Here is a 16,774-nt window from a genome sequence, read left to right as displayed (position 1 = left end):
TGGGGGACGAAGTCCCACAGGCTTAAAAGAAAGAACTTACAGGAGCGTTCACCGTGAACCGCCTGCTATTGAATTGCGACATAGGCGAAAGTTTCGGCAGTTGGACCATGGGTCTGGATGCCGAGGTGATGCCCTTCATCGATTGCGCCAACATCGCCTGCGGTTTCCATGCCGGCGACCCGAGCATCATGCGCAAGACCGTCGGCCTGGCCCTGAGCCACGGCGTGCGCATAGGCGCCCACCCGGCCTATCAGGACCTGGCGGGCTTCGGCCGGCGTTCCATGGCTTATGGCCCCCAGGAACTGCAGGACTTGCTGCATTATCAGATCGGCGCGCTGGACGGCATTTGCCGGGCCCAGGGCGGGCAGGTCAGCTACGTCAAGCCCCACGGCGCGATGTACAACGACATGATGGCCAGCCCGGCGCAACTGCGCGCCGTCATCCAGGCCGTTGCCGCTTATGATCGCGGGTTGCCGTTGATGCTCATGGCGACCCGGGACAACAGCGCCGCCCAGGCCCTGGGCGATGAGTATGGCCTGACGCTGTGGTTCGAAGCCTTCGCCGATCGTGCTTATGACAGTGCCGGCCGCCTGGTTTCGCGGCAAACGCCGGGCGCGGTGCATCACGACCCCGAGGTCATCACCGCGCAGGCCCTGACAATTGCTCGCGGCGATCCGTTGACGGCCAGCGATGGCAGCGCCCTGAACCTGCACGCCACTACGTTGTGCGTACATGGCGACAACGCCAGTTCGGTAGCCGCTGTGCAACGCATCCGCGAAGCCCTGGATCGGCAGAGTGCGCCATGAAACCACGCTTGGAAGTGGTGGCGGTGGACTGCCTGATGGTGCGCCTGTTCGACGAAATTGCAGAGGCCAACATGCCTTGGATGCTGGCAGCCAGCGAGCGCCTGCGAGCGGTGTTTGCCGAGCGTTTGATCGACCTGGTGCCGTCCTATACGACGTTGATGGTCCATTACGATTTGCTCGTCCTGAACCCGGTCCAGGCCCGCGAATTGATCGACGAGGCATTGCATAACCTTTCACCGGACGCCCGATCCGCCGGTCAATGCCACGTGCTGCCGGTGTGGTACGACGCTACCGTCGGGCCGGAGTTGGGCCTGCTGGCGAGTCGCAGTGGGCTGACGGTGGAGCAGGTGATCCGGCGCCACAGCGAGCGCGAATACCAGGTATTTGCCCTGGGCTTCGCACCGGGGTTCGCCTTCATGGGGCTGGTGGACGAAGCACTGGCCGCCCCGCGCCTCGACACCCCGCGCAAACGGGTCGCGGCGGGCAGTGTCGGCATTGCCGAACGGCAGACCGCAGCGTATCCGGCGGTGTCGCCCGGCGGCTGGAACCTGATCGGGCGCACCCCGGCCAGACTGTTTGATCGTGAGCGCGACGGCTACAGCCTGATGCAGCCGGGGGACACGGTGCGTTTCGCCGCCGTGGACCACGCCGAATTCATCGCCCTGGGTGGCGACGACACACCGTTGGAGGCCCAGGCATGAGTCGGTTGTTGATCGAGGCCAGCACGCCGCTGTGCCTGTTGCAGGACACCGGCCGCTTCGGCGTGAGGCACTTGGGCGTGACCCAGGGCGGCGCGGCGGATTGGCTGTCGATGGCGTGGGCCAACTGGATGCTCGGCAATGATCTCGACGCGGCGGTGGTGGAGGTTACCCTCGGCGGCTTCACGGTGGTGGCTGAAGAGGATTGTGTGCTGGCCCTGGCCGGAGCGGACCTGGGTGCGCGGATAGACGGCCAGGGCGTGGCGTCGTGGCGCTTTTTCAGCTTGCGCAAGGGCCAGGTGCTGGCGCTGACCCAGCCCGTGCTCGGTGCCCGGGCCTACCTGGCGGCGCCTGGCGGGTTCGATGCACCGCAAGTCCTGGGCAGCCGTTCGACCGTCGTGCGCGAAGAACTCGGTGGCCTGGATGGGCGAGGGCGGGCCCTGGATCGTGGGGCGCGCTTGAGCTATTCAGGCTCGGCGACGCCTCGGCCCATGCCGCACACGCGGATTCCGGATTTCCAGCAGGTGCAGCCGCTGGATCTGATCCTGGGTGCGCAGAATGGCGAGTTCAGCGGACGGAGCCTGTTCGATGCGTTCAACAGCCCGTGGACGCTGGACAGTCGCGCCGACCGCATGGGCATGCGTTTGCTGGGGACTGCGCTGGAGTATCAGGGGCCGGCGATGATCTCGGAGGGCATTCCCCTCGGTGCCGTGCAGGTACCGCCGGACGGCCAGCCGATCGTGTTGCTCAATGATCGGCAAACCATCGGGGGTTACCCACGCCTGGGTGCGTTGACGCCGCTGTCCCTGGCGCGGTTGGCGCAATGCCTGCCGGGAACTCAGGTGCGGTTGCGTCCGGTGGTGCAGGCGGTTGCGCATCGGCAGCAGGTGGAGTGTATGCGGGCGCTGTTAAACCGCTAAAAGCATCGTCGGATCGCCGCCCGGAGCAGGCTCGCTCCCACACTGGATCTTCGTCGTATACAAGACCCCTGTGGGAGCGAGCCTGCTCGCGATGAGGCCCTGAAAGGCACCAAAGAACTTTACTTGGAAAGAAACCGCATCCCTTCCTCCAGCCCCCGCAAGGTCAGCGGATACATCCGGTCTTCCACCAGCTCGCGCACGATGTTGGTCGAGGCGGTATAACCCCAGGTGTCTTTGGGGTAGGGATTGATCCAGATGAGTTTCTTGTACTTCTCCATGAAGCGCTGCATCCACACGTAACCGGCTTCTTCGTTCCAGTGCTCGACGCTGCCGCCGGCCTGAGTGATTTCATAGGGCGCCATGGCGGCGTCGCCGATGAAGATCACTTTGTAGTCGGCGCCATACTTGTGCAACAAATCCTGAGTCGACGTGCGCTCCGAGGTACGGCGCAGGTTGTTCTTCCAAACCGATTCATACACAAAGTTATGGAAGTAGAAGTATTCCAGGTGCTTGAACTCGGTCTTGCAGGCCGAGAACAACTCTTCGCAGATCTTCACGTGGGCGTCCATCGAACCGCCGATATCGAACAGCAACAGGAGCTTGACGGTGTTGCGTCGCTCCGGGCGCATCTGGATATTCAGCAGGCCGGCATCCCGGGCGGTGTGGTCGATGGTGCCATCGATGTCCAGCTCATCCGCCGCGCCCTGACGGGCAAACTTGCGCAGGCGGCGCAGGGCGATCTTGATGTTGCGGGTGCCCAGTTCGACCTGGTCGTCGAGGTTCTTGTATTCGCGCTGGTCCCAGACCTTGACGGCCTTGCCCTGGCGCTTGCCGGCGTCGCCGACGCGAATGCCTTCGGGGTTGAAGCCGCCGGAACCGAACGGGCTGGTGCCGCCAGTGCCGATCCACTTGTTGCCGCCGGCATGGCGTTCCTTTTGTTCTTCCAGGCGCTTCTTGAATTCTTCGATCAGCTTGTCCAGGCCGCCCAGGGATTGGATCTGCGCCCGTTCCTCGTCGGTCAACGAGCGCTCGAATTCCTTGCGCAGCCAGTCTTCGGGAATCAGCGCCTGGAGGTGATCGTCGAGTTTCTCCAGGCCATTGAAATACGCGGCGAACGCCCGGTCGAACTTGTCGAAATGCCGCTCGTCCTTCACCAGGATGGCCCGGGACAGGTAATAGAACTCATCCATGTCGGCAAAGATCACCCGCTGTTTCAGCGCGTTGATCAGGTCCAGCAGTTCTCGCACCGACACGGGCACCTTGGCGGCGCGCATCTCATTGAACAGGTTAAGCAGCATGGCAATCGCCCTCGCTCTTGTTGGACGAAGAGGATCAGCGAGTGCCGCGACGGCTCATGAACGCCAGGCGCTCAAGCAATTGCACGTCCTGTTCGTTCTTGACCAAGGCGCCGGCCAGCGGCGGAATGGCCTTGGTCGGATCACGCTCGCGCAGCACCGCTTCGCCGATGTTGTCGGCCATCAGCAGCTTGAGCCAATCCACCAACTCGGAGGTGGAAGGCTTTTTCTTCAGGCCCGGGACTTTGCGCACATCAAAAAACACGTCCAGCGCTTCGCTGACCAGGTCCTTCTTGATATCCGGGTAATGCACGTCGACGATTTTCTGCAGGGTGGCGCGATCGGGAAATGCGATGTAGTGGAAGAAGCAGCGGCGCAGGAAGGCGTCCGGCAGTTCCTTTTCGTTGTTGGAGGTAATGATGATGATCGGGCGCTGCTTGGCCTTGATGGTTTCGTCGGTCTCGTAGACGTAGAACTCCATCTTGTCGAGCTCTTGCAGCAGGTCGTTGGGGAACTCGATGTCGGCCTTGTCGATCTCGTCGATCAGCAGGATCACCCGTTCTTCGGACTCGAAGGCTTCCCAGAGCTTGCCCTTCTTCAAGTAATTGCGCACGTCGTGGACCTTGTCCACGCCCAACTGCGAGTCCCGCAGGCGGCTGACCGCATCGTACTCGTACAGACCCTGGTGGGCCTTGGTGGTGGACTTGATGTGCCAGGTGATCAGGCGCGCGCCGAAGGACTCCGCCAGTTGTTCGGCGAGCATGGTCTTGCCAGTGCCCGGTTCGCCCTTGACCAACAGCGGCCGCTCCAGGGTGATGGCGGCGTTGACGGCCAGTTTCAGGTCATCGGTGGCCACGTAGGCGCTGGTGCCTTCGAACTTCATCTGCAATTCCTCGAACGTGTCGCCGGCCCGGCGAGGCGGGGCGCGCGAAATAAATGTCGTGCCCGACTATACCGCGAGGCCCCGCCGACTGTGAACGCAGACGCTGTATTCAGTCTCTGAATGGAGCGTCACATGTTGACTCAGTCTTGTGCCGAGGGGATTAAGCGAAACGTCGCACCGCTCCGCTGGGCTGTGCAGCAGCCCTAAGGCAGTGAACCCGTTTTACCTTGCACACCGAGTTGCCTGGTTTGGGGCCGCTTCGCACCCTGGCGGGGATGTATCCCCTCGCCACCAATAACGCAAGATCTAATCTTTGGAAGGCGGCGGTTGCTCGTACCGGGCATTGAAGGCCTGTACGAAACCGTTGCGCAGGATTTGCAGGAAGGCTTCGAAGGCACTGATGTTCTGCTGATGCACGTTGCCACTCAGCTCCACCCGCGTAGCGAACTGGTTCTTGCTCTGATTTTTCAGGGCCGTTTCGCCCGTGCCGACCAAGGCTTCCCAGACCGAGCGGAAGATGTTCTTTTTCTCGTTCTCCACGTCCTGCTGCCAATCGAACACGTCGACGTCGCGAAGCAGCGGCTTGATGTAGCCGCTGAGCCGAGCATTGTCAGCTTCGGCTTCGACCACCAGATCGCCGTGACCGGCATTGAAGTCGAATTTCCCATAGGCCGCGGCAAAGTCGTTCAGGCGTTTCAACTCGATGTTTCTGGCCCGCAGACGGAAGTCGAAGTCCTCGAAATTGCTCAAGGGATCGAAGGTCGCTTGCACCTCCAGGGGCGCGTGTTCGGCCACCAGGGCCTTGCCCTCGAACCGGGCGTCGCGCTTGCCTTCGGTGTCGACCACGTTGGTCAGGTTATAGAAGCTGGCGTTGACCTCTGTGGCCCGCAGGTTGACCGGTGGCTTGGAGTTGAAATTGCGAAAGGTGACCTTGCCATCCCGCAGGCGCACTTCGTTGAAGGTGATAGGCAACAGTTTGCTCAACTGCTCGCGCCAGTTGGTGCCCTGGCCGGTCTGGGAGTTTTGCCGGTCGGCCCCGCCGTCGACGAAGTTGACTTCGGGACGGGCAAATTCCACTTCGGCCACCACCGCATGGTCATACCACAGCGAGTGCCAGCTCACGGACAGGTCGACCACCGGAGCATCGACGAATGGCACCGGCACCTTGCCGTCGACCTTGACGATCTTCAAGCCATTGATCCGGTAGGCTCCACGCCAGAGGGCCAGGTCGACATCGACGACCTGGCCGCGGTAATCACCCATGTCCGCCAGTTTGTCGTTGAGGTAGTTGCGCACCAGGTAAGGCAATGCGAAATGCAGGGCCACCAACAGCGCAACGATGGCGACGAAGGCCCACAGTGGCCAGCTGTATCGACGCTTCATGACAGTAGTCTCCGTTGTTAAAGCCATTGACTCTTGTAACAACGGGAACGTTCGGTGCAACTGGACGCCTTTGGGCAACAGGCTTACCTTTAAGCGCTAAATTCCCTCTGCATTAAGGACCCGGTCATGAGTCGTATATACGCTGACAACGCCCATTCCATTGGCAATACGCCACTGGTGCAGATCAATCGCATCGCCCCGCGCGGCGTGACCATCCTGGCCAAGATCGAAGGGCGCAACCCGGGTTATTCGGTCAAGTGCCGGATAGGCGCGAACATGATCTGGGACGCCGAAAGCTCCGGCAAACTCAAGCCCGGCATGACCATCGTCGAACCGACTTCGGGCAACACCGGCATTGGCCTGGCATTCGTGGCCGCCGCCCGTGGCTATAAATTGATGCTGACCATGCCGGCGTCCATGAGCATCGAGCGGCGCAAGGTGCTCAAGGCCCTGGGGGCGGAACTGGTGCTCACCGAGCCGGCCAAGGGCATGAAAGGTGCCATCGAGAAAGCCGCCGAGATCATGGCCAGCGACCCCTCGAAATACTTCATGCCGCAGCAGTTCGAGAATCCGGCCAACCCGGCGATCCACGAGAAAACCACCGGCCCGGAAATCTGGAACGACACCGATGGCGCGGTGGACGTTCTGGTCGCGGGCGTCGGGACGGGCGGAACCATTACCGGTGTCTCGCGGTATATCAAGAATACGTGCGGCAAACCGATCCTGTCGGTGGCGGTAGAGCCCGAGGCTTCCCCGGTGATCACCCAGGTGATGGCGGGGCAGGAAATCAAGCCCAGCCCCCACAAGATCCAGGGTATCGGCGCGGGCTTCGTGCCGAAGAACCTCGATCTGTCGATCGTCGATCAGGTGGAGCGGGTGACCGATGACGAGTCCAAGGCCATGGCCCTGCGCTTGATGCAGGAAGAGGGAATTCTCTGCGGCATCTCTTGCGGCGCGGCGATGGCCGTGGCGGCACGCCTGGCGGAAAAGCCGGAAATGCAGGGCAAGACCATCGTGGTAATCCTGCCGGATTCGGGCGAACGATACCTGTCGAGCATGTTGTTCAGTGACTTGTTTACCGAGCAGGAGACCCAGCAGTAGACCTCTGTGCAATGGCGAAATAGCTTTCTGTGGAAGCTTGATCCATGTGGCGATGGAGCTTGCTCCCGCTGGAATGCGAAGCGCGCCCCGGCGATCCTTGCGGTTGGAGGCGACTGCTGCGCAGTCGAGCGGGAGCAAGCTCCCTAGCCACGAAAAGGAGTCACGTTTGAGAGTGCGTCAGCCAAGGTTCAGGCGACGCATGGTAACAAGGGCTTTGTTGCATTTTTCTCAACGGTGAATGTCGCCTCCGGCGATGTTTAACCTGGACAGGGATATTTAACATGGCCGGCCGCCGCGTCGGGCAGATGGCGTAGCGCAAGTTGCATTTAAACAAGGAGTTGAAAAAGAAATGACCGTTTCGTTTGTCGCGAAGGCTTCGGTATTGCTGCTGTTTTTGGGCAGCACGCTTTACGTGCATTTACGTGGCAAGGCGCGTTTGCCTGTCCTGCGCCAGTTCGTCAACCACTCGGCATTCTTCGCGCCCTATAACGCCCTGATGTACTTGTTCTCCAGCGTGCCGTCCAAGCCTTATCTGGATCGCAGCCAGTTCCCAGAGCTGGATGTGCTCAAGGAGAACTGGCAAGTGATCCGCGACGAAGCCATGCGCCTGTTCGACGAGGGTTATATTCGCGCCGCCGAGAAGAACAACGATGCCGGCTTCGGCTCTTTCTTCAAGAAGGGCTGGAAGCGCTTCTATCTCAAGTGGTATGACAAGCCGCTGCCCTCGGCGAAGCAGCTCTGCCCAAGGACCGTTGAGCTGGTCAATCGAATTCCCAACGTTCGGGGCGCGATGTTTGCCCTGCTGCCGGGCGACAGTCACCTGAACCCCCATCGCGATCCGTTCGCTGGGTCCCTGCGCTATCACCTCGGGTTGTCCACGCCCAACTCCGATGATTGCCGGATCTTCGTAGACGGACAAATCTACGCCTGGCGCGACGGTGAAGACGTCATGTTCGACGAAACCTACGTGCACTGGGTCAAGAACGAAACGCCGCAGACCCGCGTTATCCTGTTCTGCGATGTCGAGCGTCCACTTAAAAACCCGCTGATGACTCGTCTCAATCGCGCTATCAGTGCATTCCTTGGCCGCGCTACCGCGCCGCAGAACCTCGACGACGAACGCGTCGGCGGTATCAACCGGGCCTACGCCTGGAGCAAGTCGTTCAGTGACGGCATCAGCGGTAGGGTCAAGCAATTCAAGCGCAAGCACCCCAAGGCGTATCGGGTGATGCGGCCGGTGCTGGCCGTGGCTGTGCTGACGGCGCTCGGCTACTGGTTGTTTGTTTAAACATTGCGTTACATGTCGAGCGCTGGTTATAGTCAGCGCTCGGTTTTCGAACCCACCCTCCAAGAGATCGGCTCATGCCTTCATTCCCAGTCACCGCGGTCGTGGTCCCAGCGTTCAACGCTGGTGTCGTGCCGTGCGGGAAAAGGTCGCCTGAGCAGATCGGTCAATACCCTCCACCTGTCAGTCGCTCACCGGTATACGCCTGCGTATCACCGCCGGGTGTTGGCGTTCAGGGCTGATCGGCAACGGTTGCCGTTCCCTGCGCCCGCCTGAAAAAACGACTGGATTTCAGCTTCGGCTGAGTTGGCTTTTTGCCTGACTACAGGTGGTTTTCATGTTTTCCTTTTCCAAAAACGCCTTATTGGCGACGGCTTCGACGAGCCTGTTCGTTCTGTTGTGGAGCAGCGGGGCGATCTTCTCCAAATTGGGCCTGGCCCACGCGTCACCTTTCGCCTTCCTGCTGATCCGCTTCGCCATCGCGTTGTGCGCATTGGTGCTGTTGATCCCCATGTTGAAGTTCAAGCTGCCCGGCACCGGCAAGCCGATGCTGTACGCGGCGGCGACGGGACTGGTGCTGTTGGGTGCCTATCAGATTTTCTATCTGCTGGCGCTGCAACTGAACGTCACCCCTGGAGTAATGGCGACGCTCATGGGCGTGCAGCCGATCCTTACCGTGGTGCTCATGGAGCGTCAGCGTTCCTGGCAGCGCATGTTCGGCCTGGCGCTGGGGCTGGTGGGGTTGGTGATGGTGGTTTACCAAGGCATTGGCCTGGCCGGTATGTCCCTGGCGGGCATGCTGTGCGGGTTGCTGGCGCTGGTGAGCATGACGGCGGGCTCCATCATGCAGAAGCGCATCACCGACAACCCACTGGGCACGCTGCCGGTGCAGTACCTGGCCGGGCTGGTGTTGTGCTCGGTGTTCGTGCCGTTCCAACCCTTCCACTTCGAGCGCAGCGCGGGTTTCATCGTGCCGGTGTTGTGGATGGGGCTGGTGGTGTCGGTGTTGGCGACGTTGCTGCTGTACCGGCTGATTGCCCGGGGCAACCTGGTCAACGTCACCAGCCTGTTCTACCTGGTGCCGGCGGTGACGGCGATCATGGACTACCTGGTGTTCGGCAACCGGTTGGCGTTGTTGAGCTTGCTGGGGATGGGGTTGATCATCGTGGGGTTGGTGTTTGTGTTTCGTAAAAGTCGCTAGCTGATCGCTGGCAGTTCCACCGCTATCGCGAGCAAGCTCGCTCCCACAAAAGGCTGCGCATAACCCTGTGGGAGCGGGCTTGCTCGCGATGGCCTACTCCGCTACACCGATGAATTACCGGGCAGACGCTCCAACCGGCTTGACCACCCCAGGCTTCAACACCAACCACAACGCCGCCGCAATCAACACCCCGCCATACACATGGGCCATGCCCAGTGGCTCATCCAGCAGCAATGCGCCCCACAGCACGCCGAACGGCGGGATCAGAAAGGTCGTTGTCATGGATTTGACTGGGCCAATGGAGCTGAGCAAGCGGAAATAAAGAATGTACGCCAGCGCCGTACACACCAGGCCCAGGCCCAGCAGCGACAGCCATACGCTCCAGCCGCCCCAGCTGGCCGGTGGTTGGGTGATCGCGCTGTAGCCAAACAGCGGCGACAGGAAGATCGTGGCGCCGAACATGCTGCCAAGGGCGGACAAGCGGCTGTCCAGCCCGCCTTGATGATCGAGCCAGCGCCGGGTCAGAAAACCGGCAAAGCCATAGCAGGTCGTGGCGAGCAGGCAGGCGAGGGCGCCCATCAACAGTTGCTGGTCGAACGCCACCGGACCTGCGCGGGTGAGGATCGCGACGCCCATCAGGCCGAGAAAAACCCCGCTGACCTTGGCCGTCGTGAGTGGCTCACGGAAAAACAATCCACCGATCAGCACCCCCATCAGCGGCGTCGTCGCGTTGAAGATCGCCGAGTAACCGGCCGGCAACACTTGGGCCGCCAGGGAGTAAAACGTTGCGGGAATGCCGGAATTGATCAAGCCCAAAACCATCACGGCTTTTAGCTTGCCGCGAAAATTCCAGTCGACACGCATCAGCGCAAGAATGACCAGCAGGCCGACGAAGGCAATGGAGACGCGAAAGAAAGCCGTGGGAATCGTGCCGATGACCGGAGCGATAATGCGCATGAACAAGAAGCTCGCGCCCCAGATGGCGGCCAGTGACAGCAAGCGCAGGATATCGACGAGGTTCACGGGTGCATCCTTCCTTGATCGGGTCGCAAGTGTCACCCCGCTAAACACCGATGGCAATGGTTGCGTTGCCCAGGGATTGGCCTCTAAGCTCAGTCGCCAATAACAAGCATGACCCGCCGAGGTTTACCCTATGCCGCAGCCATGGCCCGCGACCGATATCGCCCGTTCGATCCTCGACGGTTTCGACGATTATCGTGAGCATTTCCGGCAGATCACCGACGGCGCTCGCGCCCGGTTCGAGCAGGCGCAATGGTTGGAGGCGCAGGCGGCCTCGGCGGCGCGCATCAATCTGTATGAAGAAAAAGTCTTCGAAACCGTCGCCCGGTTGCGCCAGGCCTTTAGCGCCGAGGCCTTGATGGACGTCGGTCGCTGGCCATTGGTGAAGAGCGCCTATATCAGCCTGATCGACCTGCGCTTCGACGATGAATTGTCGGAGACCTGGTACAACTCGATCTTCTGCGGCCTGTTCAGCCATGATCTGATCAGCGACGGCACCATGTTCATCCACACGACCCGGCCGAGCCTGCGTCGTGCTCGCGCGGCACAGACCCGCACCTATAAACCCGAAGGGCAACTGGACAAAATGCTCGCGGCGATCTTTGCCGATTATCGCTTCAGTGAAGAGTACGCCGACCTGCCCGGCGACCTGCGACGTCTCGAAAGCCAGCTACGCGAAAACCTGCCGGATTGGGTCTGCAAGGACCCGGAACTGACGGTCGAACTGTTTTCCTCGGTGCTCTATCGCAACAAGGGCGCCTACCTGGTGGGCCGCATCTACACCCGTGACGATCAGTGGCCCCTGGTGATCCCGTTGCTGCACCGCGAAGGCCGGGGTATCCAGATCGACGCGCTGATCACCGACGAGGCGCAGGTGTCGATCATCTTCTCGTTCACCCGTTCGTACTTCATGGTGGACGTGCCGGTGCCGGCGGAATTCATTGGCTTTCTCAAGCGCATCCTGCCGGGCAAGCACATTGCCGAGCTGTACACTTCGATTGGTTTCTACAAGCACGGCAAGTCGGAGTTCTACCGGGCGCTGATCAACCACCTGGCGAACACCGATGACCAGTTCATCATGGCGCCGGGCGTGCGCGGCATGGTCATGAGCGTGTTCACCCTGCCGGGCTTCAACACCGTGTTCAAGATCATCAAGGACCGTTTCTCGCCGTCGAAGAACGTCGACCGGGCCACGGTCATCGAGAAATACCGATTGGTGAAAAGCGTTGACCGGGTCGGGCGCATGGCCGACACCCAGGAGTTCGCCGACTTCCGCTTCCCCCTGAGCAAATTCGAGCCGGCCTGCCTGGAAGAACTGCTGGAAGTGGCGCCGTCCACGGTGTCGGTGGAGGGCGACACGGTGTTGATCCGCCACTGCTGGACCGAGCGGCGCATGACCCCGTTGAACCTGTACCTGGAAAACGCCAACGAAGCCCAGGTGCGCGAGGCGCTGGAAGATTATGGCCTGGCGATCAAGCAACTGGCGGCCGCCAATATCTTCCCCGGCGACATGCTGCTCAAGAACTTCGGCGTAACCCGCCATGGCCGCGTGGTGTTCTACGACTACGATGAGATCTGCTTTCTCACCGAGGCCAACTTCCGCCATATCCCCCAGCCGCGCACGCCGGAAGATGAGATGGCGTCCGAGCCCTGGTATTCCATCGGCCCGCTGGACGTTTTCCCTGAAGAGTTCCCGCCGTTCCTGTTCGCCGACGCAGGGCAGCGCAAGCTGTTCGACCAGTTGCACGGCGAGCTATATAACGCTGACTACTGGAAAGGCTTGCAAGAGGCGATCCGGGCGGGAAAGGTCATCGATGTGTTCCCGTATCGGCGTAAAGACCTGGACAGCGAATAACCAGCAGGCAAGCAAAAGCCACCTGTGGGAGCGAGCTTGCTCGCGATGACGGTGTGCCAGTTAACATCAACGATTGCTGATCCACCGCTATCGCGAGCAAGCTCGTTCCACAAGGGGACGGTGGTGAGGCCACTTCTGGTGTTCGGCGCAATAGCCGCAAATCTGCGACAATCGCCCCCTCGCTCAAACCGACGAACCCTGCGTACCTGATGACTGACCAAACCCCCGCTATCGACAAACTGCTGAAAAACCTCGATCACGCCATGCTCGCCGACCGGCACCGGTTGCGGCGGCAGTTGCTCGAGCTGCGCAAGAAGCCCGACGAGGCCAAGCTGGCCCAGTGGGTAGCGCGGATGCAAGCGTCGTGCGACCTGGTGCTGGCGCGCAAGGCGAGCGTGCCGTCGATTCGCTACGACGACAACTTGCCGATCGCCGCCAAGCGCGACGAGATCAAGGAGGCGCTGCTCAAGCATCAGGTGCTGATCATCGCCGGCGAAACCGGCTCGGGCAAAACCACCCAGTTGCCGAAGATCTGCCTGGAGATCGGCCGTGGCCAGCAGGGTTTGATCGGCCACACCCAGCCACGCCGCATCGCCGCCCGCAGCGTGGCGAGCCGTGTCGCCGAAGAGCTGGCGACCCCCCTGGGGGCGCTGGTGGGTTATCAGGTGCGTTTCGAGGACCAGAGCGACGCCAACACGCTCATCAAGTTGATGACCGATGGCATCCTGCTGGCGGAAACCCAGAACGACCGCTACCTCGAACGTTACGACACGATCATCGTCGACGAAGCCCACGAGCGCAGCCTGAATATCGACTTCCTGCTGGGCTACCTCAAGACCCTGTTGCCGCGTCGCCCCGATCTGAAAGTCATCATTACGTCGGCGACCATCGACCTAGAGCGTTTCTCCAAGCACTTCGATGACGCCCCCATCGTTGAAGTCTCGGGCCGCACCTTCCCGGTGGAAACCTGGTATCGCCCGCTGACCCTTGAGCAAGACGAGGAGGGTAACCGGGTCGAGGATGACTTGACCGTCGACCAGGCGATTCTCGCCACCCTCGACGAAATCGCTGCCTACGAGCGCAGCGAACGGCGCAGCCCCGGCGACGTGCTGGTGTTCCTGCCGGGCGAGCGGGAGATTCGCGACGCCGCGGAGATGCTGCGCAAGGCCCAACTCAAGCACACCGAGATCCTGCCGCTGTACGCGCGCTTGTCGCCGGCCGAACAACAACGGATCTTCCAGTCCCACCCGGGCCGTCGCGTGGTGCTGGCCACCAACGTCGCCGAAACCTCATTGACCGTGCCGGGTATCCGCTACGTAATCGACAGCGGCACCGCGCGCATCAGCCGCTACAGCTATCGCGCGAAGGTCCAGCGCCTGCCCATCGAAGCCATATCCCAGGCCAGCGCCAACCAGCGCAAAGGCCGTTGCGGGCGGGTCGAGCCGGGGATCTGCGTGCGGTTGTACAGCGAAGAGGATTTCATCAGTCGCCCTGAATTCACCGATCCGGAAATCCTGCGCACCAACCTGGCGGCGGTGATCCTGCAGATGCTGCACCTGCGTCTCGGCGAGATCACCGATTTCCCGTTCATCGAGCCGCCGGACGGCAAGGCCATCAGCGACGGATTCAACCTGCTGCAAGAATTGTCGGCGGTGGACCGTAACAGCCAATTGACGCCGTTGGGTCGGCAATTGGCGCGTTTGCCGGTGGACCCGCGCATGGGCCGCATGTTGTTGGAAGCAGCGAAGCTGGGCAGCCTGCAGGAAGTGCTGATTGTCGCCAGCGCCATGTCCATCCAGGATCCGCGCGAGCGTCCGCCCGAGCGCCAACAGGCCGCCGACCAGGCTCACGCCCAATGGAAGGACGCGGATTCGGACTTCGCCGGCTTGGTCAATCTGTGGCGAGGTTTCGAAGAACAGCGCCAAGCCCTGACCGCCAACCCGCTGCGCAACTGGTGCCGCAAGAACTTCCTCAACTACCTGCGCCTGCGCGAATGGCGTGATTCCCACCGCCAGTTGAGCCTGATCTGCCGCGACATGCAGTTGAGCCTCAACAAAGAGCCGGCCGATTACCCGAAACTGCACAAGGCGGTGCTCTCGGGCCTGTTGAGCCAGATCGGCCAGAAAACCGAAGACGGCGATTACCTAGGCGCTCGCCAGCGGCGCTTCTGGATCCATCCATCGTCAGGCCTGGGCAAGAAGCGTCCGCAGTGGCTGATGACCGCCGAACTGGTGGAAACCACCAAGTTGTACGCGCGCATGGTGGCGAAGATCGAGCCGGACTGGATCGAACCACTGGCGGGGCACCTGATCAAGAAAAACCACTTCGAGCCCCATTGGGAGAAGAAGCGCGGGCAAGTGGTGGCTTATGAGCAGATCACCTTGTTCGGGCTGATCGTCGTTGGTCGTCGGCCCGTTCACTACGGGCCGGTGGACCCGGTGGTGTCCCGTGAATTGTTCATCCGCGAGGCGCTGGTGCGTGGCGAGATCCAGTCCAAGGCCAAGTGCCTGAGCGCCAATACGCGGTTGCTTGAACAACTCGACGAGCTCGAAGCCAAGGCCCGTCGCCGCGACATCCTCGCGGACGAGGAAACGCTGTTCGCCTTCTACGACGCGCGCCTGCCTGCCGAAATTCATCAGACCGCGACGTTTGACAGCTGGTATCGGATCAACAGCCAGAAAGATCCGCAGCTGTTGGTCATGCGCGAAGAAGACGTGCTGGCCCGGGAGGCCAGCGAGGTGACGGCCAACCAGTACCCCGACACCTTGCGCGTCGGCGACTTGACGTTGCCGTTAAGCTATCACTTCGAGCCCAACCATCCCCGCGACGGCGTCACGTTGCGTGTACCGGCGCCGCTGCTGCCGATGCTGCCACCTGAGCGCCTGGAATGGCTGGTGCCGGGGATGATCGAAGCCAAGTGCATCGCGCTGGTGCGCAACCTGCCCAAGGCCTTGCGCAAGAACTTCGTGCCGGTGCCGGACTTCGTCAAGGCCGCGTTGCAACGCATCACGTTTGCCGAAGGTTCGTTGCCGCAATCCCTGGGGCGCGAATTGCTGCGCATGACCGGTGCGCGGGTCAGCGATGACGCCTGGGCGGAAGCGGCGCAGCAGGTAGAAAGCCATTTGCGCATGAACCTGGAAATCGTCGATGGCCAGGGCAAGTTCCTCGGTGAAGGCCGCGACCTGGCCGAGCTGACGGCGCGTTTTGCCGAGGCCAGCCAGGCCGCCTTGGCCGTGCCGCAAACAGCCAAGAGCCAGGAACCGGTGGAGGCGAAAGTCTTCGCACCGGTGGCCGAGAAAACCCAGCAGAAGATCGCCGGGTTGTCGATGACGGTGTACCCGGCGTTGGTGGAAGAGGGCGCCGTGGTCAAGGAAGGGCGCTTCCCGACCCCGGCCGAAGCCGAGTTCCAGCACCGTCGTGCCTTGCAGCGTTTGCTCATGCAGCAATTGGCCGAAACGGCGAAATTCCTCCGTGGCAAGCTGCCGGGATTGACGGAGTTGGGCCTGCTCTATCGTGAATTGGGGCGCGTCGACGCTCTGGTGGAAGACATCCTGCTGGCGAGCCTCGACAGCTGCATCCTCGAAGGCGAGCCGAGCCTGCCCCGTGACGGTGCCGCGCTGGCGGCCCTGGCCGAACGCAAGCGCGGCGCCTGGACCGAGCACGCCGAACGCCTGGCGAAGCTGACCCTGGACATCCTCAAGCTCTGGCACGGCCTGCAAAAACGCTTCAAGGGCAAGATCGACCTGGCCCAGGCCGTGGCGCTGAACGACATCAAGCAACAGCTCGGCCACTTGGTGTACCCAGGCTTCGTGCGGGAAACCCCCCATCAATGGCTCAAGGAGCTGCCACGCTATCTCAAGGCAATCGAGCAACGTTTCGAGAAGCTGGGCAGCCAGGTCCAGAAGGACCGGGTCTGGAGCGGCGAGCTCTCCAATCTCTGGGCTCAATACCAGGCCCGCGCCAGCAAACACGCCCAGGAAGGCAAGCGCGACCCGCAACTGGAGCTCTACCGTTGGTGGCTGGAGGAATACCGCGTGTCGCTGTTCGCCCAGCAGTTGGGGACCAAGGTGCCGATTTCCGACAAGCGCCTGGGTAAGCAGTGGGGGTTGGTGGAGGGTTGATCAGACCACCACCTATTCCCTGTGGATTCTTGTCTGGTAAAAGGGAACATGGGCCAAAAGCCAGCGTTTATGGCAAACTTCGCGCCTATAAATACCGGTCCCGTGGTTTTGCTCTTCAAGGTCACGGGCGGATCGGAATAAAGCGATGCCAGGGCTGCTTCCCCGGGATGGGAAAAGTCCCTTTGCGTGTTGGTACGTCGGTGCCA

The 16,774-nt window shown here is 61.5% G+C and carries 12 protein-coding genes; 8 read left to right on the top strand and 4 right to left on the bottom strand.

Features of this window, described 5'->3' with window-relative positions; all coding sequences use genetic code 11:
- Positions 1–53: 53 nt before the first annotated feature.
- From J3P90_RS18830 to J3P90_RS18820, 3 genes are read left to right on the top strand one after another with little or no spacing between them, the layout of a single operon-like run.
- Complete coding sequence (locus J3P90_RS18830) at positions 54–806, top strand: 5-oxoprolinase subunit PxpA (protein WP_434675220.1); 753 nt, start codon at positions 54–56, stop codon at positions 804–806.
- Positions 803–1,507 (top strand): 5-oxoprolinase subunit PxpB, encoded by a 705-nt coding sequence (pxpB, locus tag J3P90_RS18825; RefSeq protein WP_434610147.1) that lies wholly within the window; start codon positions 803–805, stop codon positions 1,505–1,507. Before J3P90_RS18830 ends, pxpB begins: the two co-directional genes overlap by 4 nt.
- Complete coding sequence (locus J3P90_RS18820) at positions 1,504–2,424, top strand: biotin-dependent carboxyltransferase family protein (RefSeq protein WP_434610149.1); 921 nt, start codon at positions 1,504–1,506, stop codon at positions 2,422–2,424. Before pxpB ends, J3P90_RS18820 begins: the two co-directional genes overlap by 4 nt.
- Before the next feature lie 119 nt (positions 2,425–2,543).
- On the opposite strand, the gene J3P90_RS18815 is transcribed toward J3P90_RS18820, so the two are convergent.
- The 3 genes from J3P90_RS18815 to J3P90_RS18805 all read right to left on the bottom strand — a co-directional run bounded on the left by J3P90_RS18815 (position 2,544) and on the right by J3P90_RS18805 (position 5,985).
- The gene (locus J3P90_RS18815; protein ID WP_434675219.1) at positions 2,544–3,722 is read right to left on the bottom strand and encodes a vWA domain-containing protein; all 1,179 of its coding nucleotides are present in this window, start codon (positions 3,720–3,722) and stop codon (positions 2,544–2,546) included.
- Positions 3,723–3,756: 34 nt separating this feature from the next.
- Entirely contained in the window at positions 3,757–4,602 is an 846-nt protein-coding gene (locus J3P90_RS18810; protein WP_053143593.1) for an AAA family ATPase, read from the bottom strand.
- 306 nt (positions 4,603–4,908) lie between these two features.
- Positions 4,909–5,985 carry a DUF748 domain-containing protein gene (locus tag J3P90_RS18805; RefSeq protein ID WP_434610153.1) on the bottom strand — a complete coding sequence of 359 codons (1,077 nt, stop codon included), beginning with the start codon at positions 5,983–5,985 and terminating at the stop codon, positions 4,909–4,911.
- Positions 5,986–6,111: 126 nt separating this feature from the next.
- Between J3P90_RS18805 and cysK the strand changes: the two genes are divergently transcribed.
- The 3 genes from cysK (at position 6,112) to J3P90_RS18790 (ending at position 9,572) form a co-directional block, all read left to right on the top strand.
- A complete protein-coding gene (cysK, locus tag J3P90_RS18800; protein ID WP_434610156.1) occupies positions 6,112–7,086 on the top strand; it encodes a cysteine synthase A in 975 nt (324 codons plus the stop codon).
- A gap of 349 nt (positions 7,087–7,435) precedes the next feature.
- A complete protein-coding gene (locus tag J3P90_RS18795; RefSeq protein ID WP_434562878.1) occupies positions 7,436–8,374 on the top strand; it encodes an aspartyl/asparaginyl beta-hydroxylase domain-containing protein in 939 nt (312 codons plus the stop codon).
- 334 nt (positions 8,375–8,708) lie between these two features.
- Complete coding sequence (locus J3P90_RS18790; protein WP_434562880.1) at positions 8,709–9,572, top strand: DMT family transporter; 864 nt, start codon at positions 8,709–8,711, stop codon at positions 9,570–9,572.
- 114 nt (positions 9,573–9,686) lie between these two features.
- On the opposite strand, the gene J3P90_RS18785 is transcribed toward J3P90_RS18790, so the two are convergent.
- Positions 9,687–10,595: a DMT family transporter gene (locus tag J3P90_RS18785; RefSeq protein ID WP_434675218.1), complete on the bottom strand. Its 909-nt coding sequence runs from the start codon at positions 10,593–10,595 to the stop codon at positions 9,687–9,689.
- Positions 10,596–10,725: 130 nt separating this feature from the next.
- Between J3P90_RS18785 and aceK the strand changes: the two genes are divergently transcribed.
- Together aceK and hrpA are read left to right on the top strand one after the other, a co-directional pair.
- The gene (gene aceK, locus J3P90_RS18780; RefSeq protein WP_434675217.1) at positions 10,726–12,447 is read left to right on the top strand and encodes a bifunctional isocitrate dehydrogenase kinase/phosphatase; all 1,722 of its coding nucleotides are present in this window, start codon (positions 10,726–10,728) and stop codon (positions 12,445–12,447) included.
- Positions 12,448–12,656: 209 nt separating this feature from the next.
- The gene (hrpA, locus tag J3P90_RS18775; protein WP_434675216.1) at positions 12,657–16,568 is read left to right on the top strand and encodes an ATP-dependent RNA helicase HrpA; all 3,912 of its coding nucleotides are present in this window, start codon (positions 12,657–12,659) and stop codon (positions 16,566–16,568) included.
- The last annotated feature ends 206 nt before the right edge of the window (positions 16,569–16,774 follow it).

Source organism: Pseudomonas sp. D3-10 (assembly GCF_051132175.1).
Lineage (GTDB): Bacteria > Pseudomonadota > Gammaproteobacteria > Pseudomonadales > Pseudomonadaceae > Aquipseudomonas.
Note: the sequence above shows the minus strand (reverse complement) of the source record. Positions and strands in the feature narration are given on the sequence as shown.

Coding starts and splice junctions, on each gene's coding strand:
- J3P90_RS18810 (WP_053143593.1), bottom strand. CDS start 4,602: ATGAAGTTCGAAGGCACCAGCGCCTACGTGGCCACCGATGACCTGAAA.
- pxpB (WP_434610147.1), top strand. CDS start 803: ATGAAACCACGCTTGGAAGTGGTGGCGGTGGACTGCCTGATGGTGCGC.
- cysK (WP_434610156.1), top strand. CDS start 6,112: ATGAGTCGTATATACGCTGACAACGCCCATTCCATTGGCAATACGCCA.
- J3P90_RS18815 (WP_434675219.1), bottom strand. CDS start 3,722: ATGCTGCTTAACCTGTTCAATGAGATGCGCGCCGCCAAGGTGCCCGTG.
- aceK (WP_434675217.1), top strand. CDS start 10,726: ATGCCGCAGCCATGGCCCGCGACCGATATCGCCCGTTCGATCCTCGAC.
- J3P90_RS18795 (WP_434562878.1), top strand. CDS start 7,436: ATGACCGTTTCGTTTGTCGCGAAGGCTTCGGTATTGCTGCTGTTTTTG.
- hrpA (WP_434675216.1), top strand. CDS start 12,657: ATGACTGACCAAACCCCCGCTATCGACAAACTGCTGAAAAACCTCGAT.
- J3P90_RS18820 (WP_434610149.1), top strand. CDS start 1,504: ATGAGTCGGTTGTTGATCGAGGCCAGCACGCCGCTGTGCCTGTTGCAG.
- J3P90_RS18805 (WP_434610153.1), bottom strand. CDS start 5,985: ATGAAGCGTCGATACAGCTGGCCACTGTGGGCCTTCGTCGCCATCGTT.
- J3P90_RS18790 (WP_434562880.1), top strand. CDS start 8,709: ATGTTTTCCTTTTCCAAAAACGCCTTATTGGCGACGGCTTCGACGAGC.